The organism is Microbacterium enclense (genome assembly GCA_038182865.1).
Classification (GTDB): domain Bacteria; phylum Actinomycetota; class Actinomycetes; order Actinomycetales; family Microbacteriaceae; genus Microbacterium; species Microbacterium enclense_B.
Window position 1 is genome coordinate 1,776,897 of record CP116226.1, and the last position, 23,496, is coordinate 1,800,392.

Sequence of the window (23,496 nt, forward strand, 5' to 3'; positions counted from 1 at the left end):
GCGGCGGCGGAAGGAAGGTGGGGCAGTCGGGTCAGTCGGCGAAGAGGCGACCGAGCTCGGCGGCCAGGGCCACCGCGCGGGGGTCGCCGCCGCCGGGCCAGGCGCCGCGCACGATGGTCCACGCGAAGGCGATGCCGGTCTCGGGGTCGACGCACGCGAGGCCGCCCGCGGCCCCGTCGTGGCCGAACGCGTTCACACCGCCGAAGGGCATGGCCGCGGTCGGCTTCTGGAACACGATCGCGTGGGCGCGGTCGTGCTGACCGAGCACCTCGTCGTAGCCGTGCACCTGCTGCCGCCCGATCTGCGCGACGGTGTCGGCCGAGAGGAAGGGCGCGGCACCGTCGACACCGGTGACGGCCGCCGCGAGCAGGCGAGCGATACCGCGGGCGCTGCCGGTGCCCGAGGTCGCCGGGTGGCCGTAGCGCCAGCTGCGCGGGTCGTTGGCGAACTCGGGGGTCGGCGGGGCGCTGCCGAAGACGCGCACGCCGAGGGCCGTCGCGCGGCGGTCGCCCGCGCCGGCCGCCGGGGGCGTCATGGGCTGCAGGTCGACGCGGCGGTGCTCCTGATCGGCGGGGAGGCCGAGGAAGAAGTCCAGGTCGTGCGGGGCGCGGATCTCGTCCTCGTAGAACGCGTGCATCGTGCGACCCGTCACCCGGTGCACGAGCTCGGCACCCAGGTTGCCGATCGTCACCCCGTGATAGCCGAAAGCGCTCCCCGGATGCCAGACCGGCCGGGTCGAGGCCAGGCGTGCGGCCGCGGTCGGCTGGTCGAGCGCGTCGAAGCGGTCCAGCGGGGGATCGGTCTGCGGCAGGCCCGCCTGGTGCGAGAGCAGCTGCCGCACGGTGACGCGCTGCTTGCCCGCCGCGGCGAACTCGGGCCAATGGTCGGCGACGAGATCGTCGAGGTCGAGCAGGCCGCGTTCGACGAGGAGTCCGACCGTGATGCCGATGGTGTTCTTCGTGACCGAGAACGGCACGAGCACCGAGTCCTCGCGGACGTCGCGACCGCCCCACACGTCCAGCACGGGCACGCCGCGGTGGAACGCGGCGGCCTGGAACGACAGCTCGGGGTCGCTCGCCAGGGCGGCGTCGAGGCGCGCGACCGCCTCGATCAGCCGCTCGTCGGCACGACCGTGCAGATGCTCCGTGCTCACCGGGTTCACGACGACACCGACCAGACCGTGGTCAGCGGCGTTTCGACGACCGACGCGCCCGCGAGCAGCGTGTAGTCGCCGGGCTCGGTGACCCACGCGCCGTCCCAGTGCGCGAGGCGGCGCACGGGCACGCCGATCCGCGCCTCGACGCTCTCGCCCGGTCCCGCCTCGACGGCCTGGAACCCGACGAGCCAGCGCGCGGGACGCTCGACGGTCGAGTCGGCGCGCTCGGCGTACACCTGCACGACCTGACGGCCCGCGCGCTCACCCGTGTTGGTCACCCGGATGATGAGCTCGTCGCCGTCGCGCTCCGCGGCATCCCACGACCAGGCTGTGTACCCGAGGCCGTGCCCGAACGGGAAGGCCGGTGCGGTGCCGCTGCGCAGCCACGCGCGGTAGCCGACATGGATGCCCTCGTCGTAGCGCAGCACGCCGTCGGTGGGCGTGACCTCGAGCACCGGCACGTCGGCCATGCGCGCGGGCCATGTGGTGGGCAGGCGTCCACCGGGCTCGGCGGCACCGGTGAGGACGGCGGCGAGGGCGGAGCCGAACTCCTGACCGCCGAAGTAGCCCTGCACGATGGCGGCGACCTCGCCCGCCCACGGCAGCACCACAGGCGAGCCCGCGTTGACGATGACGATCGTGCGGGGGTTGGCCCGCACGACGGCGCGGACGAGATCGTCCTGGCGGCCGGGGAGATCGAGCGAGGTGCGGTCGTAGCCCTCGGACTCGACCTTCGAGTTGGTGCCCACGACGACGACGGCCACCTCGGCGGCCTGGGCGGCAGCGACGGCACGGGCGATGAGTTCGTCGGGATCGGTCTTCTCGGGCGCGATCCCGAGGGTCACACTCATGGCCCCGGGGATGGTGCCCGTGCCCTCCCGGGTGAACTCGGCGCGCACGCGGACTCCCCGTCCGGCCTCGACCTCGACGGGGGCCGTCACCGACGGCGGGTTGAGGAACGCCGCGCCCAGGTCGGTGCCCTGCAGCACGGGGGCGTCGTCGAGCACGAGCTCGCCGTCGACGAACACCCGCCCGGGGTTCGCGCCCGAGAACCCGAGCTCGATCACCCCCGACTCCCGCGGGGTGTAGACCGTCTCGAGCACGAGCGTGCGGGTGGCGGCGATGGGAGCGTCGCCCCCGAACCACACCAGGGCCGTGGCGCGGCGGTCCTCCGCTCCGATCTCGGCACCTGTCTCGTCGATGAAACTCACGCGCAGGCCCGGTTCGTCGGTCGCCGGGTTCCGCAGCTGCTCGACCGGGATCTCCGCCACGCCCTCCTGTACGACCGCGCCGATCTCGTAGGTGACGCGGTCGTCACCGAAGGCCTCGCGCAGCCCCGCGAGCGGCGACACGATGTGCGCGGGGATGACCGTCGCGCTGCCCCCGCCCTGCGTGCGCGCGTCGCGGGCGTTCTGGCCGATGACGGCGACGGATGCCACCGCCGCCGTGTCGAGGGGGAGGATGCCGTCGTTGCTCAGCAGCACCGTGCCGGCGATCGCCGACTCGCGCGCGAACTGCGTGGCATCCACCGGGGCGGGTTCGATCTCGGTCGCGGTCTCGAGAGCGCCGACGCGCTCGGCCAGCAGGAGCAGGCGGAGCACCTTGCGGTCGAGGTCGGCCTCGCGCACGCGGCCGTCGCGCACGGCGTCGACGAGATCGGCCCACGCGGGGGCGGGTCCGGGCATCGCGAGGTCTTGAGCGGCGGCGACGGCGTCGAGCGACCGCACGGCCGTCCAGTCGCTGATGACCACGCCGTCGAAGCCCCACTCGGAGTTCAGCGGCGTCTCGAGCAGGTCGTTCTCGGTCATCGTCACGCCGTCGACCGCGTTGTACGAGCTCATGATCGACCAGGCACCGGCATCGACAGCGCGCTCGAAGGGAGCGAGATAGAGCTCGCGGAGCGCCCGCTCGTCCACCCGCACGTCGACGGTGAAGCGGTCGGTCTCGGAGTCGTTCGCGACGTAGTGCTTCGGTGTGGCGGCGACGCCGTTGTCCTGGAGGCCGCGGACGTAGGCGGCCGCGAGCTCGGCGGTCAGCTCGGGGTCTTCGCTCAAGCACTCGAAGTGGCGGCCCCCGAGGGGAGAGCGGTGCAGGTTGATGGTCGGTCCGAGCACGACGTCGACGCCCTTGCGGCGGGCCTCGGAGGCCGCAGCGGCCCCGTACCGGTACGCCATGTCGACATCCCACGACGCGGCCAGGGCCGAGCCCGACGGCATGTTGAGGGAGGGCTCGCGCTCATCCCACCGGGGGCCGCGGACGCCGGCGGGGCCGTCCGAGAGGGTCATCGCTCGCAGCCCGATCTCGGGGAGCGGGACGGTGGTCCAGAAGTCGGCGCCCTGGACGAGCGCCGCCTTCTGCTCGAGGGTCAGCGATGAGAGCAGCGGGACGAGGTGGGCGGTGGCGGACGAGTCGGTCACGAGTGTCTTTCCGGTGGGGTGGGGTCAGGATGCCGAAAGCAGGGCGCGACGGGCGGCGCGGCGCTCTTCCTGGCGGTCGGGGTCGGGCACGGGCGCCGCCATGAACAGGCGCTGCGTGTAGGGATGCTCGGGGGCGGAGGTGACGCGATCGGCGTCGCCGGTCTCGACGATCTCGCCCTTGTACATCACGGCCACGCGGTGGCTGATGTGCCGGACGACCGCGAGGTCGTGCGTGACGAAGAGGTACGCCACGCCTGTGCGGTTCTGGATGTCGATGAAGAGATCGAGCACACGCGCCTGGGTCGACAGGTCGAGGGCCGAGACCGGTTCGTCGCACACGATGAGCCGCGGCTGCAGGGCGAGTGCCCGCGCGATCGCGACGCGCTGACGCTGGCCGCCCGAGAACTCGCGAGGGAGGCGGCTGCGGGCGTCGGCGGGGAGCCCCACCTGATCGAGCAGGTCGCGCACGCGCTTCTTGGCATCGGCCGCCGAGACCCCGGCCACCGTGAGCGGCTCGACGAGGATCTGCTCGATCGTCATCGAGGGGTTCAACGACGAGTACGGGTCCTGGAACACGACCTGGATCTCCGAGCTGAGACCGCGGCGCTCAGACCGGCTCAGGTGAGAGATGTCGCGACCGTCGTACGTGATCTTCCCCCCGCTCACCGGGGCGAGGCCGAGGGCCGCGCGCCCGAGCGTGGTCTTGCCCGAGCCGGACTCGCCGACCAGGCCCACGGTCTCACCGGGGAGGATGTCGAGCGAGACGCCCTTGAGGGCCCGGAACGGCTTCGCACGGAAGCCCTTGCCGGGGTACTCGACGACGAGGTCGTCGATCGTCAGCAGCGGGGTGCTCATGCCACCACTCCGTTCTCGGCGCCGAGCGGCGGCCGTGCGGGACCCTCGTCGAGGATCGCGTCCAGCAGCGCCCGCGTATACGGGTGCTGCGCGTCGTTGAAGATGGCCCGCACCGGACCCTGCTCGACGAAGCGGCCGTTCTGCATCACGGTCACCCGGTCGCAGAGGTCGGCGACGACGCCGAAGTTGTGCGTGACCAGCAGCATCGCCATCTGGCGCTCCTGCTGGAGGTCGCGCAGCAGCTCGAGGACCTCGGCCTGCACCGTGACGTCGAGGGCCGTGGTGGGCTCGTCGGCGATGATCAGCTCGGGGTCGGTCGAGATCGCTCCGGCGATGAGCACGCGCTGCGCCATGCCACCGGACACCTCGAAGGGGTAGGCGTCGAAGGTGCGCTTCGGGTCGGGGATGCCGACGCGGGCGAGCAGGTCGAGCGAGCGCTCGCGCGCCGCCGCGGACGACAGCTTCAGATGCGTGCGCAGCGGCTCGACGAGCTGGCTGCCGATCGTGAACGCGGGGTCGAGGTTGCTCATCGGCTCCTGGGGGATGTAGCCGATGCGCTTGCCACGGACACCCGCGTACACCTTCTCCGGGGCGTCGGCGAGGTCGGTGCCGTCGAACGAGATGGTGCCGCCGGTGACCGATCCGCCGCGCGGCAGCAGGCCGAGGACGCCGAACGCGGTCTGGGTCTTACCCGAGCCGGATTCGCCGATGAGCCCGTGCACCTCGCCCTTGCGGACGTCGAGCGAGACGCCGTGGACGACCTCGATGTGCGAGCCGTCGGCCTGGTCGTAGCCGACCCGCAGGTCGCGCACGCGCAGGACCGGTTCGGTGGACTTGCTGCGCGCGTCCTCGCGGTGCACGATCACGTCGCCGTCGGCGAGCTCGGGGAGCTCGTCGGGGTCGGGGAGGTCGCCGCCGCCGAGGGAGACCGAGGTGGTCGCGGTGGCGATCGAACCTGTCGCGGTCAGCACGGCTCGGCGGCGACGGCGTCGCACCGTGACGGTGCGCTCCAGTTCGTCGCGCAGCACGTTGGCCATCAGCGTCAGGGCGATGCAGGTCAGGGCGATCGCGAGCGAGGGCCAGACCAGCAGCACGGGGTTCTTGTAGATGTTCTTGAAGCCGTCGGTGAGCATCGAGCCCCAGGTGGGGACGTTGACGTCGCCGAGACCGAGGAACTCCAGGCCCGACTGGATCGCGATCGCGATGCCGGCGATGATCGCGGACTGGATGATGATGGGCGCCCGCACGACCGACAGGACGTGACGGCCGATGATGCGCAGGTCGCTGAGACCAGACACGCGTGCCGCGTCGACGTACAGCTCGCTGCGCACGGCGGTGACCGAGGCGAAGACGAGGCGGAAGTACGCGGGGGAGAGCAGGATGCCGAAGATGACCATCGACAGCCAGACCGAGGGTCCGAGGACGGCGCGCGCAGCCAGCAGCACGACGATGCCCGGAAGAGCCATGTTCAGTTCGGTGACCCACGTGGCGGCGGTGTTGAACCAGCCCTGGTAGTAGCCGGCGATCAGGCCGCTGACCACACCGAGCACCACGGCCACGCCCAGGGCGATGAGGGCGGCGGCGATGCTCGTCTGGGTGGCCGCGAGCAGACGCGAGAGCACGTCGCGGCCGCTGCCGTCGGTGCCGAGGAGGTGGTCGCCGGACGGGCTGGCGAGCACCGCACGGATGTCGGCGAAGTTCGGATCCTGCGGGGCGATGAGCGGGCCGATGATCGCGAGCACCGCGACGAGCGCGAGGAAGCCGAGCGAGATCAGGCCGACGGGGCGCCGGAGCAGTCGGCGGAACAGCGCCACGCGCACCGGGGCGACCGGGACGGTGGGAGGGACGTCGATGGCGGTCATGACAGTCGCACCTTCGGGTTGAGAGCGGCCTGGGCCAGGTCGATGAGGAGGTTGACCACCACGACGATGATCGCGAAGGCGATCACGAGGCCCATGACGACGGGGATGTCGCCCTGGGTGGTGGCACGGACGCTGAGCTGCCCCATTCCGGGGATGGCGAAGATCTGCTCGACGATGACCGCTCCGCCGAGGAGCCCGACGAACTGGACGGCGAGCACCGCGAGGGCGGGGCCACCGGCGTTGCGCAGCACGTGGCGGTAGATCACCGAGTTCTCGCTGAGGCCGCGGGCCCGGAGGGTGCGGACGTAGTCGCGCGAGGTGGCGTCGATCACGGAGCCGCGCACCTGCTGCGCGACCGTGGCGATCGCGCCGATCGAGAGGGCGACGATCGGCAGGATCACGGATGCCAACCACCCGCTGAGCGAGGTGGTGAGGGGCGTGTATCCGGTGGCCTTGAACCAGCCGAGGTTCACCGCGAACACCAGGACGAGCAGCAGCGCGATGAGGAAGCCCGGCACCGCGAAGCCGACGAGGGAGAGGAACTGCACACCGGCGTCGATCGCCCCACCGCGGCGGGCAGCCAGGACGCCGAGGAGGACGGAGAGGATCGCGGAGACGAGGGTCGCGCCGATCACGATCGAGAGGGTGACGGACAGGCGTCCGGAGACGCTCACCGAGACGAGCTCGCCGTTGAACCAGCTGCGACCGAGGTTGCCGGTGACGGCCGAGGTGAGCCAGTCGCCGTACTGCACGAGCAGCGGGCGGTTCAGGCCCAGCTCCGCGGTCTTCTTGGCGACCGTCTCCGCGGTGGCGTTCTCCCCGAGGATGCGGCGGGCGATGTCACCGCCCGCGGCGTAGAGGAGCGTGAAGGCGAGGAAGGAGATGACGGCGATGAGCACGACCCCCGAGAGGAGTCGGCGCACGATGAATGCGAGCATGTGTGGTCCCTGGGGCCCGGGTCGGTCCGTCCGCGCCCGGGGCGCGGACGGACCGACGGACGGATCAGTTCTTCGGCGAGAAGTCGAAGATCGACGGGTAGGCGTTGGTCGGCCAGAAGTCCAGGTTCGTGTTCGCGTCAGTGGCGAACGTGCCCTGGACGCGGAAGAACGGGGCGAACCAGGCCTGGTCGACGATGTAGGTGTTCAGTTCCTTGGTGGCGGTGTCCGCCTCGTCCTGAGAACCGTTCTGGATCGTCGAGATGTACGCGTCGACCTTCGGGTCCTCGTACTTGAAGGGGTTGAACGTCGCGCCGGGAGCGATCATGAAGTTGATCAGCTGCCAGTCGGGGTTCTGCTCCAGGGCCATCCACGTCGCCGGGTACTTCGGGGCGAGCATGTCGGTGATGAAGTTCCCGGTGCCGGGGTCGGTGTAGTTCACCGTGATGCCGATGTCCGACAGCTGCTGGGCGACGAGGTCGAACGTCTGCTGGAACGCGGGCGTCGACATCATGTTCAGCGTGAAGCCGTTCGGGTACCCCGCCTCGGCGAGGAGCTCCTTGGCGGCGGCCGGGTCGTAGGGGTAGGTGCTGTCGAGCTTCTCGTCGTACCCCACGGAGGTGGCGGGGAAGACCTGCTCGGTCACGGTGCCGTAGCCCGTCTGCAGGGTCTGCAGCAGCGCCTCACGGTCGAAGGCCATGTTGATGGCCTGGCGCACCTTGACGTTGCCCAGCTCGGGTGCCATCGTGCCGGCGCGGTCGAGCAGGAGCAGGCCCTGGAAGTCGAGCTCGTTCGACTCGATCGTCCAGCCGGCGCCCTCGACCTCGCTGATGGTGTTGTTGTCGGCGATCTTGGCGCCGTTCGCCTCGCCCGCGCGGATCGCGTTCAGCGTCGCGGTCGGGTCTTCGAGGACGTTGATGGTGAGGTTCTGGTACTTGACCGCGTCCTTGTTCCAATAGTCGGGGTTCGCGGTGTAGTTGTACGTGGTGCCGGTCACCGACGAGGCGGTGTCGAGCACGTAGGGGCCCGAGCCGACGGGGTTCGTCGAGACGTCGGCGTTGCCGAACGAGGATGGCGCCTGGATGAGGCCGGGAGCGATCGAGAGCAGGTTCACGAGCGAGGGGTCGGGCGCGGCCTGCGTGATGGTGACCGTGGTCGCGTCGGGGGCGGCGAACTCCTTGCCCGCGAACGTGGCGGCCTGCGGTGCCGTGCCGTCGCGGAAGTGCTCGAGGCTCGCGACGACGGCGGAGGCGTCGAGCGGGGTGCCGTCGGTGAAGGTCACGCCGTCGCGGAGGGTGAGCGTGAGGACCGTGCGGTCGTCGTTGTACTCCCAGGCGGTGGCCAGCCAGGGCTGGATCTCGCCGGTGGAGTCCTTCTGCAGGAGCGTGTCGAACACGGCCTGGAAGAACGGGCTCCGGTTTCCGTACTCGGCGCCGGCGCCGATGTCGTAGCTCGTGGGCCCGATGATCGCGGTCAGCGTGAGTCGATCACTGCTGCCGGATCCGTTCTCCCCCGACCCTCCGCCGGAGCATCCCGTCAGCACGAGTGCTGCGGCGACGGCGAGGGCTGCTGTGGCCTTCCATCGGAACATCTGTGTTCCCTTCATCGTGGCGAAACCCCAGTGGATCGCCCTGCGCCGAGACGGTAACAGCAATTCCGAGTGCCCGCTAGATTTTCGTCTCAAAAAACTAGCGGTCGCTAGGAATTCGTTATAGAACGGTCTGGAAGGGGCGTCCGGGCTCATCGACGACGAGGGGCTTTCGGACGGATACGGTGGCGGGATGACCGAGACGACGCGCACAGCGCGCAAGCCACGCGGGGAGTACGCCAAAAGCGAGGCGACCCGTCAGGCGATCCTCGACGCGGCGCTGGAGGTGTTCGCCGAATCGGGGTTCCGTGCGGGATCCCTCCGCGAGATCGCCCAGCGCGTCGGGATGAGCGAGGCGGGCCTGCTGCACCACTTCCCCCGCAAGAGCGCTCTCCTGCTCGCCGTCCTCGACCACCGCGACGAGGCCGCCCGCGCGGTCGTCGACTTCGATCTCACCGACGGTGCGGCGACCCTGCACGGGCTCGTCGAGCTCGCTGCCCTGAACGCGTCGATGCCCGGCGTCGTCGAGCTCTTCTGCACGCTCTCCGCCGAGGCGACCTCTCCCACGCACCCCGCGCACGAGTACTTCCAACGTCGCTACGCCTACGTCCGCGGGCGGGTGGCCGATGCGTTCCAGCGGCTCGCCGAGGCCGGTCGCCTCTTCGAGGGCGTCGACGTCCAGCGATCGGCCGTCGTCACGATCGCCATCATGGACGGCCTGCAGGTGCAGTGGCTGCTCGATCCCGACTCGACCGACATGGCCGAGGAGCTCGCCGCGCACTTCCGTCTGCTGGTGCGTGGGTTCGACCTCGCCGCGCTCGAGAACGTCCTCGACCTGCGCGCGGGGGAGACCTCGTGATCCGCGAGCCCTTCCTCGAGGGGTGGACCGTGGGGCCGAAGCGGGGGGCGTTCGAAGCCCAGGATGCCGCGACCCTCGCCCACGTCACCCTTCCGCACGATGCCCTCCGCGATCTCCCTCGATCGCCCGACAGCCCGCAGGGCGTGACGTCGGGGTACTACCCGGGTGGCGTCTTCGAGTACGTGCGGGAGTTCGACGTCCCCCTCGCCTGGCGCGAGAAGACGGTCGTTCTCGAGTTCGAGGGCGTCTACCGCGACGCGGTCGTCTTCCTCAACGGCGAGCGGGCGGCGCACGAGGGCAGCGGCTACGCGGCCTTCACGGTGGACGCCGACGCCTTCCTCCGCTTCGGTGAGACCAATCGCCTGAGCGTCGAGGCGCGCGTGCATAAGGATTCGCGCTGGTACACCGGGGCCGGCATCCATCGTCCGGTCCACCTCATCGTCGCCGATCCCGTGCACCTGCCCCTCGACGGCGTGCGCGTGACGACCCCCGACATCGACACGGAGCGTGCGATCGTCGAGGTCTCGACGCTCGTGCGCAACACGACCCGGCACACCCGCACGACGCGCGTGGCGTGGGAGGTGCACGATGATGCGGGGCGCACCGTGGCGACGGGGTCGTCTCCGGTCACCGTCCTCCCCGGCGAGGACGCTGTCGCCCGCGTGCGTCTGCGTGTGGAGCGGCCCCGGCTCTGGAGCATCGACGATCCCGCTCTGTACGAACTGCACACCGCGCTCGCCGACGAGGCGGACGCCTCGCCGCTCGACACCGATCGCACGGTGTTCGGCATCCGCTCCCTCCAGCTCGACCCCGTGCACGGGCTGCGCATCAACGGCGAGAGCGTCACGCTGCGCGGGGCCTGCGTGCACCACGACAACGGTCCGCTCGGAGCCGTCTCCGTCGCCGCCGCCGAAGACCGCCGTGTGCGGCTGCTGAAGGAAGCGGGGTTCACCGCGATCCGCAGCTCGCACAACCCCGCCTCGCGGGCGCTGCTGGACGCGTGCGACCGCCACGGCATGGTCGTGATGGACGAACTCGGCGACGTGTGGACGCGCGCGAAGACGGCGTTCGATCACTCGGTCCGCTTCGCCGACGACTGGCACGCCGACATCTCCGCTCTCGTGGCGAAGGATGCCAACCACCCGAGCGTGATCATGTACTCGATCGGCAACGAGATCCTCGAGGTCGCCAGTGCCCACGGCGCCGCCTGGAGCCGCCGCCTCGCGGAGGCGGTGCGCGCCCTCGACGACACCCGCTTCGTCACGAACGGCATCAACGGCATCATCGCCAACCTCGACCGCCTCGCCGATGCGCGGGCCGAGATGGCGGCATCCGATCCGAACACCCTGATGGCGGGGCTGGGCACCCAGATGGCGGCCATGAACGCGTCCGACCTCGTCACCCGGTCGATCGAGGAGTCCGCCGCCGTGCTCGACGTCGTCGGCTTCAACTACGCCGACTCGCGCTACGCGCTCGATGCCGAGCTGTTCCCGAACCGGGTGATCGTCGGGTCGGAGACCTTCCCCGAGCGCATCGGTGCCCTCTGGCCGCTCGTCTCGTCGCTGCCGCACGTCATCGGCGACTTCACCTGGACCGGCTGGGACTACCTCGGCGAAGCGGGAATCGGCCGGGTGGAGTACGTCGACGCCGTCTCCGAGGCGCCGACCGACACGGCGGGTCCGTACCCGTATCTCTTCGCGGAGTCGGGAGACCTGGATGCCACGGGCCACCGGCGCACGGTCTCGTTCTTCCGCGAGATCGTCTACGGCCTGCGCACCGAGCCGTTCCTCGCGGTGCACCGACCGCAGCACTACGGCCGTGCGACGGCGACGACGCCCTGGTCGTGGGACGACACAGTGGCGAGCTGGTCGTGGGACGTGCCCGCGGAGTCGCCGATCGTGGTCGACGTGTACGCCGACGCCGACGAGGTCGAGCTGCAGCGCGACGGCGTGACGGTGGGCGTCGCCCCCGTCGGGGATGCGCGCGAGTTCACCGCCCGCTTCGACACGGTCTACGTGCCGGGGGAGCTGACGGCGGTCGCGCGTCGCGGCGGCGTCGAGGTGGGCCGCACCACGCTCCGCTCGGGCGGCGAAGAGTCGACGCTCGTCGTGCGCCCCGAGACCGCCGAGATCGGCGCCGGTCTCGACGACCTCGCCTTCGTACGGATCGCCCTCGAAGACGCTGCCGGTGTCGTTCCCTGCGACCGCGACGTCGTCGTCACCGTCACCGTGGAGGGCCCCGGGGTGCTCGCCGGCCTCGGAACGGGCCGTGCCCGCACCGAGGAGCCGTTGTCGGCGGCGTCGGTCACCACGTACGACGGGCGGGCGCTCGCGATCGTGCGGCCGACGGCCGCGGGAGAGATCACCGTGCACGTCACCGCCCCGGGGTTCGCGTCGGTGCGGGCGACGGTCCGCGCGCTGCTCTAGGCCGACCATTGCTGCTCCGGCGGACCCTCCGGTTCGCCGGAGCGCGCCCGCCGCCCCAGCGTCAGCGTCGAGATCAGCCCGAGCGTGAGGAAGGCGGCTGCCGTCAGGGCCGCGGCGCGCGTCCCGTCGCTGAACGCCGCGCGCGCGTCGGCCGCGATGTCCTGGGTCCGGGGCGACTGCGCCAGTCCGGCGATCGCCGCGCCCGCGCTGTCGACCACCTGCGACACCACGGTGTCGCGCTGGTCGGCGGGCAGGCCCCGGTCCTCGAGCGACGAACTCAGGACGCCGGCGGTCGTTGCGAAGAGGACGGTGCCGAGGATGGCCACGCCGAGCGCGGCGCCCAGCTGGCGGGAGGTCGATTGCGTGCCGGAGGCCTGGCCGCTCGCCGCGGGCGGCACCTCCGCGAGCACGACGCCGGTCAGCTGCGCCGTTGCGAGCCCCACCCCGAGTCCGTAGACGAAGAGGAAGGGGATGAGCGGTCCCCAGGTGGCATCCGGTCCGATGGTGAGAGCCACGCCGGCCACCCCCACGATCTCGGCGACGAGACCGCCGCGGACCACCCACACCGGGGCGACCTTTCCCCCCAGGGCGCCGGCGAGCCCGCTCGCGACGAACGAGCCGATCGCGAGCGCGAGCAGCAGCAAGCCGGTCTGCAGGGCGTCGAAGCCGACCACGAACTGCAGCCACAGGGGCAGCGCGAGGATGATGCCGAACTCGCCGAGCGAGACCACCGCGGCGGCGATGTTGCCGTTGCGGAACGAGCCGATGCGGAAGAGGTCGAGGGCCAGCAGGGTCGACAGCCCGCGCCGCCGCCGGACACCCCACGCGACGAAGCCGGCCAGCGCGACGGCCGCGACCGCGAAAGCGATCGGGACGGGCGACAGCGCGAACGGCCAGGTCCACGACCCGAGGATGGGTACGGTGTCGACGCCCCACCAGCCGTAGGTGCGTCCTTCGATGAGCGCGAAGACGAGTGGGGCCATGGTCAGCACCGAGAGGAGGGCGCCCACGCCGTCGATCGCCTCCCGCCGCTCGCTGCGCGACTCGGCGACGGTGAGCAGCACGCCGATCACGATCACGATGCCCAGGGGGATGTTGATGCCGAACGCCCACCGCCACGAGAAGGCGGTCGTGAGCCACCCGCCGAGCAGCGGGCCGACCGCGGCCATGCCGCCGATCGTCGATCCCCACACGGCGAAGGCGATGCCCCGCTCGCGCCCGCGGAAGGTCGCGTTGATCAGGGAGAGGGTGGTCGGCAGGATCATCGCTCCGCCGATGCCCTGCGCGAGGCGCGCGAGGATCAGCGCCCCGCCGGTCGGGGCGAGGGATGCCGCGATCGAGGCCGCCGCGAACACGCCGACGCCGATGAGCAGCAGACGTCGTCGGCCGAGTCGGTCGGCGAGACTGCCGAACACCAGCAGGAAGGAGGCGAACACGAGCGTGTAGGCCTCCTGGACCCACTGGACCTCTGTCGAGGAGATTCCGAGGTCGTCGACGATCGAGGGGACCGCGACGTTGACGATCGTCGAGTCGACGATGATCAGCGAGACGGCGATGCTGATGAAGACGAGCCCCGCCCAGCGGCGCCCAGCCATGCGTTCGTCCATATCGCTAGCTTATCTAGCTAAAACCCCTGTCGGGGCGAAATCTTTGGACGCTCTTGCGCATTTCCTGCCCGAGCGTGGAGGCCCCGGCCAGCCGATTCGCGCAGAGCCGCCCTAGCCTTTTCTGATGCAGTCCCCGCCCGCCGTCACCCGACTCGAGGTGTCGGAGGTCCGAGCCGCCGCCGAGCACATTGCGCGCAGCGTCCTCGTCACCGCCCCCGCACCGCGTCCGGTGGAACTCCGCAGCCTTGCCGACATCGACGCCGGTCCGGCTCCCCGCTCCTGGGTCGATGCCAGCGCCCGCACCCTCGAAGCGATGATCGTCGCCCGCGCGCGCCTCGACGACATCCCCGGCGGCCTCCGGCTCGTCGACGAGCACTTCGTCGACGGACGGCTGCGGGTTCCCGCCACGATCGCGCCCGCGACCCGCTCCTCGCTGTTCGCCGCGGTCGCGGAGATGTACGCCGCCGCCGGCTGGCCGCGACGCGCCGGCGTCTACGCATCGGCGGCGATCGCGTACGCCGACGAGGCCGCCGCGCTGTACCGCGCGCACGCCGCGCGGAGCCTGGCCGCGGCCCTCAACGGCGAGTACCCCCTGGCGGTCGAGAGCTCCGACATCTGTCGTGACCTCGCGTCCACCTCCGGCTGGGACGAGGTCTTCGAGGACTACCTGCTCCTGCTCGCGCGCATCCTCATCGCATCGGCCGCTCTCGACGCCGACGCACTCGCCGAGATCTCCCAGCAGCTGCGGACGCAGGGCGCCGACGATGCCGCGTGGCTGTACACCGCCCGCACCGCTGACGCGATGGGTCTGCTGATCCGGCGCGAGTACGGCGAGGGCATGGCGACGCTCGTCACTCTCACCAGCGGCATGGACGCCCACCGCAGCCACGCCATGGTGCGCGGTTTCGCGCTCGGTGTCCTCGCCGACACCCTGCTCGCCCGCGGAGAGCCGCGCCGGGCGCTCGCGGCCCTCGAGGGCAAGGAATCGCTGCCCGGCCACGCCCTGTGCTTCGACATGCAGAGAGCGGCGGCCCTCATCTCGCTCGGTCGCGAGCGCGAGGTGCTCGAGAGCACCGACGGCTGCATCCGGCTGGGGACCGACCACTGCGTGCGCACGCTCATCCCGCTGTTGCTGCGCCGTGCGGTCGCCCACGCGCGGCTGGGCAACCTCGAGGCCGCCGACGCGGCGTTCGCCGAGGGCTTCCACCTCGCGGAGAATCTCGGCGGGTCTCTGACGCCGTACCTCACCCTGCCGCACACCGATCTCGTGATGCTGCTGGACCGCCTCGGCCGCCAGGAACCCGCGACCGCGGAGGCGACGGCGCGCGTCGCGGGAAGGCTCGAGCTCGTCCCGGCCCGCAGCGAGCGGCCGCCGCTGCCCACCCTCACCCCGCGTGAGGAGCGGGTGGCACTCCTGCTCCGCGGCGCACGCACGTTGCCGCAGATCGCCGAGAAGCTGGGCGTGTCGCCCAACACGGTCAAGTCGCAGCTGCGGTCGATCTACGCCAAGCTCGCGGTGTCGGGGCGTGACAGCGCGGTCACCGTTCTCGAGTCCAACGGCTTCTACGTCTGATTCGAGGGCGTGCGCCGAGCGTCGGCGCGACGGGAGCGCTCGCCCGGTGCGATCGGGATGGGCGTCGTACCGGCCACCTCGTCGCTGAACTCCTCGGGCTCGGGGGCGAGGATGGTGAGGGGTCGCGTCTCGTCGAGCGTGAGCCGGAAGCGCTTGGTCTCGTGGCGGTGCACCCGGCCCGACGACAGCACCCATGCCACGCCGATTCCGCACGCGAGGAACGCCACGATCGCGGCGAGTCCGATCGCGACCCGCGGCCCGAACTCGCTTGCCACCCAGCCCACCACCGGCGCGCCCACGGGTGTGCCGCCGAGGAGGATCGCCATGTACAGCGCGAGCACCCGGCCGCGCAGGGCGGGGTCGGTGGTGGTCTGCACGTAGCCGTTGGCGGTGGTGAGGGTCGTCACGACGCAGAACCCGGTGAGCACGAGGGTCGCGGCGTAGGCGGCATAGCTCGGTGCGAAGACCGACAGCGTGGATGCCACGGCGAAACCGCCGGTGCCGATGATGACCACGCGCATGCGCGCACGTTCGCGGCGGGCGGCCAGCAGCGCACCGGCGAGCGACCCGATCGCGACGAACGAGCTGAGCAGGCCGAACCCGTCGGCGCCGCGGCCGAACTCCAGCGCCATCGTGGACGCGAAGATCGGGAAGTTCATGCCGAAGGCGCCGAGGAGGAAGACCATCGAGAACGTCACGACGAGATCGGGCCGCTTCGCCACGTAGCGGAAGCCGTCGGCCAGACGGGCCGGTCCGCCCCGGCGGTGGTGGACGACCAGCTCGTGTGGTCGCATGATCAGCAGCGCCCCGATCATGGCGAGGAAGGTCACCGCGTTGACGAGGAACACCCAGCCGGTGCCGACGACGACGATCATGACGCCGGCGACGGCCGGCCCGATCAGGCGCGCGGTGTTGAACGAGGCGGCGTTCAGGGCCACGGCATTCGATGCGTTCTCCTTCTCGACGAGGTCGGAGACGAACGTCTGGCGCGCGGGGTTGTCGAACGCGGTGATCACGCCGAGGGCGAGGGCGAAGCCGAACATCATCGGCAGGGTCATCGCTCCGGTGACGATGAGCACACCGAGCGCGACGGCGAGGGTGAGCAGCGCCGTCTGGGTGCACATGATGAGCTTGCGACGGTCGAAGCGGTCGGCGACCCATCCGGTCACGCTCACCAGGAGCAGGGGAGGGGCGAACTGCAGGGCCATGGTGACGCCCATCGCCGCGGCGTCGTTGTCCGTCAGCTGCGTCAGGACGACCCAGTTCTGGGCTGTCGCCTGCATCCAGGCGCCGATGTTGGACACCAGGGCCCCGATGAACCAGACCCGGTAGTTGAAGACGGAGAACGACCGGAACATCGCGCTCATCTCTCCGCCACCTTCCGCATGATGTCGGCGGCCGAGGCCAGCGTCGCCCGTTCGGCGGGAGTGAGCTGATCGAGGGCCTCGTCGAGCCAGGCGTCGCGGCGCCGGACCGTCTCATCGACGACGGTGCGCCCGGCCTCTGTGAGGGCGATCGTCACCTTGCGGCGGTCGTCTTCGTGGGGTGTGCGCGAGACGTACCCGGCGTCTTCGAGCAGTGAGACCGTCCGGTTCATCGAGGGGGCCGTGACGCGCTCGCGGTCGGCGAGCTGGCCCAGGGTGTGCTCGCCGTGCACGGTCAGGGCCGCGAGGACGGCGAACTGCCCATCGCTCATGGTGTCGACGGCGCGCTGAGCTCGCAGCCTGCGAGCGAGCCGGAACGTCGCCATGCGGAGGGCGGACGCCTCCGTGGCGAGGGCAGAGGTCGAGTCGGGGAGGGGGGACACGTCGACGCGGTTGCTCATGATCTCGTTCTTTAGCATAGCTCATTAGTCATGCTAAGGATGTGGGATCGCCAGATGGGGCGCGCCGCTCGCGTGGTCGCCCTAGGATCGGCCCATGCCTGAGTTCGTCGACGCCTACGGCATCACGATCGTGTACGACGTCTACGAGGCCGCGGAGCCCCGCGCCGTCGTCCAGCTGTTGCACGGTGTCGGAGAGCACGCGGGCCGCTACGCCGCGCTCATCGAAGCCCTCGTCGCGGACGGCTACACCGTCTACGCCGACGACCACCGCGGGCACGGCCGGACGGGCCTGCGTCAGTGGAACGGCGATCACGCCCAGCTCGGGCGCCTCGGCCCCGGGGGCCTCGGTGCCGCACGCGAGGCGGTGTGGACGCTCACCCAGATCATCCGGGACCGTCACCCCGACCTCCCCCTGGTGCTCCTCGGGCACTCGTGGGGCTCGTTCCTCGCGCAGATGCTGCTCGACCGGCATCCGGATGCCTTCGACGCGGTGATCTTGAGCGGTTCGGCGCTCCGTTGGCCCGGGTCGTTGAACGCCGGCGACCTGAACGCGCCCTGGAAGCACCTCGGTGGCTCGGGTATGCAGTGGTTGTCGAGCGACGAGCAGGTCGGTCGCGACTTCGTGTCCGACCCGCTGACGACGACGCGGTCGCTGGCGAGGCTGTTCGGCCCGATCGAGGCGGCCAAACTGTTCGGCCGCCCCCGTCGCGACCTCGGTCACGACGTGCCGATGCTGTTAATGGTCGGTCGCGACGACACGGTGGGCGGGCCGCGGAGCGTGCACCGTCTGGCGGACGCGTACCGCACGCGCTCGGGCCTCACCGACGTCACGACCCTCGTCTACGCGGGGGCGCGGCACGAGATCTTCGCCGAGGTGCAGCAGGCCGAGGTGCGCGCCGACCTCCTCGCCTGGCTCGACGAGCGCATCTCCGCGGCGTAGGTCGCTGCCCGCGGCGCAGGCCCCCGGAGTCTGCCGGAGGGTTCGGTGGCTTCGACGGGCTCGGCCGCCTCGCGTTCGGGCTTCACGCGACCCGCGGCCGAGGTCCGTGAGCTTGTCGAAGAGCCGGTCGAGTCCGCGCACCATAAGGAACAGTTCCAAACATAAAAACACTCAAATGAACACGTCGTGACCTAAGCGTTACCTCTGTCAATTGACCCGAGGCGTGGGAACCGCGAAGCTGATCCGGTCCGATACGGAGAAATCCGCATCCCCCGGGCCTCACGGTCCCTCAATGCCGAGGAAAGTGCACACGGACGTGACCACGACATTCACACAAAAACAAACAAAATCAAACAACACGAACTCACGAGCACACGCGCACCGAACCGCCGGAACCCGACCGGAGCGGCTCAGCAGCGGCATGTTCGCCGTGCTCCTCGTGGTGCCCGGCATGGCCCTCCTGGCCGTCGTCGTGGCCTACCCGCTCATCTCGGCTCTCGTCACGGCGTTCTTCCGGCAGAGTCTCGTGCTCCCCGGGCGGGAGTTCGTGGGCTTCCAGAACATCGTCGACGTGCTCGAGGGCGACTTCCTCCGCCTGCTGATGCAGACCCTCGTGTTCACGCTGGGCACGACGATCGCGCCCTTCGTGATCGGCTTCGCCCTCGCCCTCGCGCTGAACACGCAGATCCGCGGCTCCAAGGTGATGCGTGGGCTCATGCTCATCCCGTGGCTCGTGCCGGGGGTCGTCGTCTCGTTCCTGTGGATGTGGATCTTCAATGCCAATTACGGCGTGATGAACGCGATCCTCGAACCGCTGGGCGTGGCGCCGCAAGCGTGGCTCGCTCAGCCGGGCACGGCGATGTTCGCCGTCATCGTGGCCAAGACGTGGCAGTCGTTCCCCTGGATGATGGTCATGCTTCTGGCGGGGCTCCAGACCGTCCCCCGTGAGCTGCACGAAGCGGCCGAGATGGACGGGGCCGGCACGGTCCGCCGCTTCTTCTCGATCACCGTGCCGCAGATCGGCGGGATCATCGGGCTCGTCCTGCTGCTGGAGTTCATCTGGAACTTCCAGCACTTCGACATCATCTACGTGCTCACCGGCGGCGGCCCGGCCGGTTCCACCGAGACCTTCGCCACCGCGGTGTACGAGACCGCCTTCCACGGCTTCGACCTCGGCCGGGCCGGCGCCCTCGGTCTGCTCTGGCTGATCCTGCTCATGGCGCTCGTCGTCGTCTACGTCCGATTCTCCGAGAGGGGCGAGAAGCGATGACCAGCACCGCACTCCCCACCGTCACCCCCACTCCCGAAGCGCCGCCCGTGGCGGCTCCCGCGCCCCGGCGGCGTCGGCGTCAGCTGGCATCCGGGCTCCGCTCCGATCGCCCCGGCGTGCGCCTTGCCGCCTGGGCCGCGGTCGTCGTGTGCGGCGGATTCGCCCTGCTGCCGGTGTACTGGCTGCTCGCGACCTCGCTCACCCCGCGCGACCAGGTCTTCTCGTACCCGCCGAAGATCTTCCCCACGCAGATCACGTTCGACGCCTACGCCGGGCTCGTGTCGAACCCGCAGCTGTTCACCTACCTGCAGAACAGCATCATCGTGTCGGTCATCACGGCCGTGCTCTCGGTGCTCGTCTCGGCATACATGGGCTACTCGTTCTCGAAGTTCCGCTATCGCGGGCGCCGGCAGCTGATGTACTTCGTGCTCGCATCGCAGATGTTCCCCCAGGCCCTGCTGCTCGTGACGCTGTACAGCGTGTTCAGCGCGTACGGCCTGCTGAACACCTACACCGCCCTCGTGCTGTCGTTCACGACCTTCACGCTGCCGCTGTGCGTCTGGATGCTGAAGGGCTTCTTCGACACCATCCCCGACGAGCTGATCGAGGCCGCACGCGTCGACGGCGCCTCGCGCCTGCGCACGATCCATTCGATCGTGCTGCCCCTGGCCGCACCCGGCCTCGTCGCCGCGGGGCTCTTCGCCTTCGTGCGCGGCTGGAACGACTTCATCTTCGCGCTCACGCTCGCCGGCCCCGACAAGCAGACGCTGCCCCCGGGCCTCGTCAACACCTACGTCGGCGAGGCCGCCACCGCGTGGCCCGAGCTCATGGCCGCCTCACTGGTCGTGTCGCTGCCCGTGGCCATCGCCTTCATGCTGCTCCAGCGCTACCTCGTCAGCGGCATGACCGCCGGCGCGGTCAAGGGCTGATCCGCCCCCGCTTCCACTTCACTCTCGCTCGCACCGTCAAGGAGGACACCTATGTCAGCTTCGTCCCTGCCCAACCCGATCATCAGCCGTCGCCGCGCCCTGCAGCTCTTCGGTCTCGGCGTCGGCGCCGCCGCCCTCGCCGGATGCGCTCCGACCGGCGCCGCCGGTCCCGCGGCCGGCGCCGCCGGGCTGAACGGCGGCGACCCGACCGACTTCTCGTTCGCTTCGTGGTCGCTCACCGAAGAGTCCGCCAAGCCGGCGCTCGAGGGGACCCTCGCGGCGTACGAGAAGGCGAAGGGCGTCTCCATCAAGCGCACCGCCTTCCCGTACAACGAGTACATCAACCAGCTCATGCTGCAGGTGACGGGTGGGCAGTTCACCGGCGCCGCGCACGTCGACGTCGCGTGGCTCGGCAGCCTCGCGGCCACCGGCAAGCTGCAGGACCTGTCGTCGTTGGCATCCGGTCGCGGCTACACCTCGTCGGCTCTGCAGGCGGCGACCTTCGACGGCACGCAGTACGCCCTGCCCTGGACGATCGGGGCCATAGGCCTCGTCACCAACTCCGAGACGCTGGGCAAGGTGGGGGTCAGTGCCGACGCCTTCCCGACCACGGTCGACGAGTTCGAGAAGACACTCGTCGCCCTCAAGGGGCTCGGCAACGGCCTCATCCCGTACGCGGCCTCGACGAAGGCGGCGCAGCTGAAGGACATCCTCATCTGGATGCAGACCTTCGGCAGCCCGCTCGTCGACGGTGACACGATCACGATCGGCGACGACGCGAGCGTCGAGGCGGTCACCTGGTACAAGGGCCTGTACGACCAGGGCCTCATCGCCGCCGACGTCGACCGCTTCGACGCCCGCAGCCTGTTCGCTCAGGGGCGCGCCGCGGTGTACGACGACGCCCCGGTCGGACGCGGTGCCGTGACGAAGGAGTCGCCCGACGTGAACCTCGCCGCCAAGCTGGCGCCCGTCTCGCGCCCGGTGCTGAAGGCCGGCGACACCCCGCGCGCCCTCGTCTGGGGCGGGGCGATCGCCGTGGTCAACGGTGCGGGTGCTCCCACGGCCGGTGACTTCGCCCAGTACGCCACGAGCGACCTCGACGCGATCCTCGCCGACTACGCGCTGCGGGGGCTTCCGCCGGCAACCACCGAGGCGCTGTCCTCGAGCGAGGTGTCGTCCGACACCTTCGGCGCGGCGTTCAGCGAGCGCATCACCGCGACGGCGAGCTCGAACCCGCTGTGGAAGTTCACCTCCTACTCGCAGATCGAGTCGGCGATCGCCGACCAGGTGCAGTCCGTCCTGGTCGGTTCGGCCTCGCCGAAGGACGCCATGAGGAAGGCCGGCGAGGCCGCCCAGAAGCTGGTCGGTTGAGATGCGGACTCTTCGCGGGGCGAGTGCGGCGGCCGTCGCCGCGCTCGCCCTCGGGCTGATGGTCGCGCCGCCCGCGCACGCGACCGGTGCCGTGACGACGTCGGCGACGACGGTCGAGGAACTCCCGTACGCGGTGGACTCGTCGAATCAGGCGGCATGGTGGAACCCCCTCGCCGTCGTGGGCGACGTGACCTTCTTCGCCTTCAACGCGCCCGCGACCCAGGCTGCGCGCCACGAAGTGCACCTCGCCTCCCGCGCCGCCGACGGCACGTGGACCGAGGGGTGCCTCCGCGCCACCGCGGGGGCCGCGTGCGTCACCTTCGCTGATGACAACGGCCACAACCAGCCCTCGATCGTCGTCGACGGCGACGGGATCATCCACGCCTTCGTCTCGATGCACAACGAGCAGTGGAACTCCTTCCGCTCCGACACCGCGGGCGACGTGCGCACGATGGTGGACCGTACCTCGACCATGCCCGACCTCGACGTCGACATCACCTACCCGGTGACCGCGCGCGGGGCGAACGGTGACGCCTGGGTGCTGGTGCGCACCGGGACCGATGCCGACGGAGCCCGCGAGGGCGTGCTGTACCACTTCGACCGGGATGCCGGATCCTGGGCGCGAGAGACGACGATCGCCGCCGCGACCGGCTTCTCCTTCTACCCCGATGATCTCGAGGTGTCGCCCGACGGGCGCGTGCACGTGCTGTGGGAGTGGGGACCGTTCCCCGCCGACCCGGCACGCCACCTCGGTTCGTACGCCGTGTACGACCCCGCGACCGGGACACTCGCGGACGCCGCGGGCACGGCGGTGCCCGGGCCGATCACCCCCGCTTCGGCGGGAGCCGTCGTCTGGCGGCCCTTCTCGCCCGACGAGACCATCGGCAGCTACACCCCGGCGGTGCAGTCGGCGAAGCTCGCGCTCGACGGCTCGTCTCTCGCGGGCATCGGCTACCGCTTCGTTGCGAAGGACCGCACCGCCTACGACGCGCGCTTCGCCCGGTGGAACGGGTCGGCCTGGGTCGACGAGAAGGTCGTCGACGCGGCCGCCCTCGGCGACGGGGTCGCCACCTCGGCGGCCGTCGACGTCACGCGCGCCGGCTCCACCACCCGCCTCTACACCGTCGTCACCGCCCAGGTCTGCGGAGAGGTGCGCAGTCGCGCGGTCGTCGCCGAACGCGACGACGCGACCTCCACCTGGTCGTTCGCCGGGGTCGGCGAGGCGCGCCTGGGCCAGCAACGCCTGCGTGCTCAGGAACGATCGACCGACGATGCCGACGTGGTCTACCTCTCCGCTCCCGTCGCCGCTCCGGCTCGCCTCTCGCGGGCGGTCGTTCCGCGCGACGCGCCGGTCGGTCCGTCCACGTCCCTCGCGGATCTGGTGGCCGACCTCCGCGACGCCTCGGGCGGAGTGAACGTCGCGCTGGGTGCGAGCGCGACGGCCTCGTCGAGCCTGCGTGCCGACACCGGCCCCGAGCGCGCCGTCGACGGCGTCTGCAGCGACGCCAGTCGGTGGATCTCGGCGGTCGGAGACACCGCGCCGTGGATCTCGCTGAGCCTGGCTGCTCCGGTGGCACTCGAGGAGGTGCGCGTGCGCAGTGGCTACAGCGCCGAGCCGGGCTCGGCGGCCGTCCTCCGTTCCTTCGAGGTGCAGGTGCACACGTCCACGGGATGGACGAGCATCGGCTCCGTCGCCGCGAACACGCAGCGCCTGGTGAGGATCCCGGCCGCGGGTGTCGTCGCCGACGGCGTGCGCCTGCTCATCAGCGACCCCTCGGCATCCGCCACCGATGTCGCCCGGGTCTTCGAGATCGAGGCGATCGCCGTGGAGTAGGCCCCTGATCTCCCCACCCCGCACCGCACCGGACGCCCCCGCGTCCGCA

General features: G+C 70.8%; 17 protein-coding genes. 8 read left to right on the forward strand and 9 right to left on the reverse strand.

Annotated elements, in window-relative coordinates:
- Positions 1-31: 31 nt before the first annotated feature.
- The 6 genes from PIR02_08315 to PIR02_08340 all read right to left on the reverse strand — a co-directional run bounded on the left by PIR02_08315 (position 32) and on the right by PIR02_08340 (position 8,816).
- Entirely contained in the window at positions 32-1,153 is a 1,122-nt protein-coding gene (locus tag PIR02_08315) for a serine hydrolase (GenBank protein WZH38667.1), read from the reverse strand.
- A gap of 5 nt (positions 1,154-1,158) precedes the next feature.
- On the reverse strand, positions 1,159-3,441 hold the full coding sequence (locus PIR02_08320) for a glycoside hydrolase family 3 C-terminal domain-containing protein (protein ID WZH38973.1): 2,283 nt from the start codon (positions 3,439-3,441) through the stop codon (positions 1,159-1,161).
- Between the two features lie 156 nt (positions 3,442-3,597).
- Positions 3,598-4,428, reverse strand: coding sequence for an ATP-binding cassette domain-containing protein (locus PIR02_08325; protein ID WZH38668.1), 831 nt, complete (start codon positions 4,426-4,428; stop codon positions 3,598-3,600).
- Complete coding sequence (locus tag PIR02_08330) at positions 4,425-6,290, reverse strand: dipeptide/oligopeptide/nickel ABC transporter permease/ATP-binding protein (protein WZH38669.1); 1,866 nt, start codon at positions 6,288-6,290, stop codon at positions 4,425-4,427. Before PIR02_08330 ends, PIR02_08325 begins: the two co-directional genes overlap by 4 nt.
- Entirely contained in the window at positions 6,287-7,228 is a 942-nt protein-coding gene (locus PIR02_08335; GenBank protein ID WZH38670.1) for an ABC transporter permease, read from the reverse strand. The genes PIR02_08330 and PIR02_08335 overlap by 4 nt, the downstream gene beginning before the upstream one ends.
- Before the next feature lie 64 nt (positions 7,229-7,292).
- Entirely contained in the window at positions 7,293-8,816 is a 1,524-nt protein-coding gene (locus PIR02_08340) for an ABC transporter substrate-binding protein (protein ID WZH38671.1), read from the reverse strand.
- A 190-nt stretch (positions 8,817-9,006) separates the two neighbouring features.
- Between PIR02_08340 and PIR02_08345 the strand changes: the two genes are divergently transcribed.
- A complete protein-coding gene (locus PIR02_08345; protein ID WZH38672.1) occupies positions 9,007-9,672 on the forward strand; it encodes a TetR/AcrR family transcriptional regulator in 666 nt (221 codons plus the stop codon).
- Positions 9,669-12,098: a glycoside hydrolase family 2 TIM barrel-domain containing protein gene (locus PIR02_08350; GenBank protein WZH38673.1), complete on the forward strand. Its 2,430-nt coding sequence runs from the start codon at positions 9,669-9,671 to the stop codon at positions 12,096-12,098. Before PIR02_08345 ends, PIR02_08350 begins: the two co-directional genes overlap by 4 nt.
- Here PIR02_08350 and PIR02_08355 read toward each other — a convergent pair.
- Positions 12,095-13,705, reverse strand: a complete 1,611-nt coding sequence (locus tag PIR02_08355) for a DHA2 family efflux MFS transporter permease subunit (protein ID WZH38674.1) — start codon at positions 13,703-13,705, stop codon at positions 12,095-12,097. The two genes, PIR02_08350 and PIR02_08355, sit on opposite strands and share 4 nt — an antisense overlap.
- Before the next feature lie 124 nt (positions 13,706-13,829).
- Here PIR02_08355 and PIR02_08360 point away from each other — a divergent pair, with 124 nt between their 5' ends.
- On the forward strand, positions 13,830-15,278 hold the full coding sequence (locus tag PIR02_08360; GenBank protein WZH38675.1) for a LuxR C-terminal-related transcriptional regulator: 1,449 nt from the start codon (positions 13,830-13,832) through the stop codon (positions 15,276-15,278).
- On the opposite strand, the gene PIR02_08365 is transcribed toward PIR02_08360, so the two are convergent.
- Both PIR02_08365 and PIR02_08370 read right to left on the reverse strand, forming a co-directional pair.
- Positions 15,269-16,645: an MFS transporter gene (locus PIR02_08365; GenBank protein ID WZH38676.1), complete on the reverse strand. Its 1,377-nt coding sequence runs from the start codon at positions 16,643-16,645 to the stop codon at positions 15,269-15,271. The two genes, PIR02_08360 and PIR02_08365, sit on opposite strands and share 10 nt — an antisense overlap.
- Positions 16,642-17,103 (reverse strand): MarR family transcriptional regulator, encoded by a 462-nt coding sequence (locus tag PIR02_08370; GenBank protein WZH38677.1) that lies wholly within the window; start codon positions 17,101-17,103, stop codon positions 16,642-16,644. Before PIR02_08370 ends, PIR02_08365 begins: the two co-directional genes overlap by 4 nt.
- 94 nt (positions 17,104-17,197) lie before the next feature.
- Between PIR02_08370 and PIR02_08375 the strand changes: the two genes are divergently transcribed.
- The 5 genes from PIR02_08375 to PIR02_08395 all read left to right on the forward strand — a co-directional run bounded on the left by PIR02_08375 (position 17,198) and on the right by PIR02_08395 (position 23,447).
- A complete protein-coding gene (locus PIR02_08375) occupies positions 17,198-18,043 on the forward strand; it encodes an alpha/beta fold hydrolase (GenBank protein ID WZH38678.1) in 846 nt (281 codons plus the stop codon).
- Between the two features lie 421 nt (positions 18,044-18,464).
- On the forward strand, positions 18,465-19,313 hold the full coding sequence (locus tag PIR02_08380; protein WZH38679.1) for a sugar ABC transporter permease: 849 nt from the start codon (positions 18,465-18,467) through the stop codon (positions 19,311-19,313).
- The gene (locus tag PIR02_08385) at positions 19,310-20,242 is read left to right on the forward strand and encodes a carbohydrate ABC transporter permease (protein WZH38680.1); all 933 of its coding nucleotides are present in this window, start codon (positions 19,310-19,312) and stop codon (positions 20,240-20,242) included. Before PIR02_08380 ends, PIR02_08385 begins: the two co-directional genes overlap by 4 nt.
- A gap of 51 nt (positions 20,243-20,293) precedes the next feature.
- On the forward strand, positions 20,294-21,613 hold the full coding sequence (locus tag PIR02_08390; protein ID WZH38681.1) for an extracellular solute-binding protein: 1,320 nt from the start codon (positions 20,294-20,296) through the stop codon (positions 21,611-21,613).
- Position 21,614: 1 nt separating this feature from the next.
- Positions 21,615-23,447 (forward strand): BNR-4 repeat-containing protein, encoded by a 1,833-nt coding sequence (locus PIR02_08395; protein ID WZH38682.1) that lies wholly within the window; start codon positions 21,615-21,617, stop codon positions 23,445-23,447.
- Positions 23,448-23,496 lie beyond the last annotated feature (49 nt).

Coding starts and splice junctions, on each gene's coding strand:
- PIR02_08320 (WZH38973.1), bottom strand. CDS start 3,441: ATGACCCTCTCGGACGGCCCCGCCGGCGTCCGCGGCCCCCGGTGGGAT.
- PIR02_08325 (WZH38668.1), bottom strand. CDS start 4,428: ATGAGCACCCCGCTGCTGACGATCGACGACCTCGTCGTCGAGTACCCC.
- PIR02_08330 (WZH38669.1), bottom strand. CDS start 6,290: ATGACCGCCATCGACGTCCCTCCCACCGTCCCGGTCGCCCCGGTGCGC.
- PIR02_08335 (WZH38670.1), bottom strand. CDS start 7,228: ATGCTCGCATTCATCGTGCGCCGACTCCTCTCGGGGGTCGTGCTCATC.
- PIR02_08340 (WZH38671.1), bottom strand. CDS start 8,816: ATGTTCCGATGGAAGGCCACAGCAGCCCTCGCCGTCGCCGCAGCACTC.
- PIR02_08345 (WZH38672.1), top strand. CDS start 9,007: ATGACCGAGACGACGCGCACAGCGCGCAAGCCACGCGGGGAGTACGCC.
- PIR02_08355 (WZH38674.1), bottom strand. CDS start 13,705: ATGGACGAACGCATGGCTGGGCGCCGCTGGGCGGGGCTCGTCTTCATC.
- PIR02_08360 (WZH38675.1), top strand. CDS start 13,830: ATGCAGTCCCCGCCCGCCGTCACCCGACTCGAGGTGTCGGAGGTCCGA.
- PIR02_08365 (WZH38676.1), bottom strand. CDS start 16,645: ATGAGCGCGATGTTCCGGTCGTTCTCCGTCTTCAACTACCGGGTCTGG.
- PIR02_08370 (WZH38677.1), bottom strand. CDS start 17,103: ATGAGCAACCGCGTCGACGTGTCCCCCCTCCCCGACTCGACCTCTGCC.
- PIR02_08375 (WZH38678.1), top strand. CDS start 17,198: ATGCCTGAGTTCGTCGACGCCTACGGCATCACGATCGTGTACGACGTC.
- PIR02_08380 (WZH38679.1), top strand. CDS start 18,465: ATGTTCGCCGTGCTCCTCGTGGTGCCCGGCATGGCCCTCCTGGCCGTC.
- PIR02_08385 (WZH38680.1), top strand. CDS start 19,310: ATGACCAGCACCGCACTCCCCACCGTCACCCCCACTCCCGAAGCGCCG.
- PIR02_08390 (WZH38681.1), top strand. CDS start 20,294: ATGTCAGCTTCGTCCCTGCCCAACCCGATCATCAGCCGTCGCCGCGCC.
- PIR02_08395 (WZH38682.1), top strand. CDS start 21,615: ATGCGGACTCTTCGCGGGGCGAGTGCGGCGGCCGTCGCCGCGCTCGCC.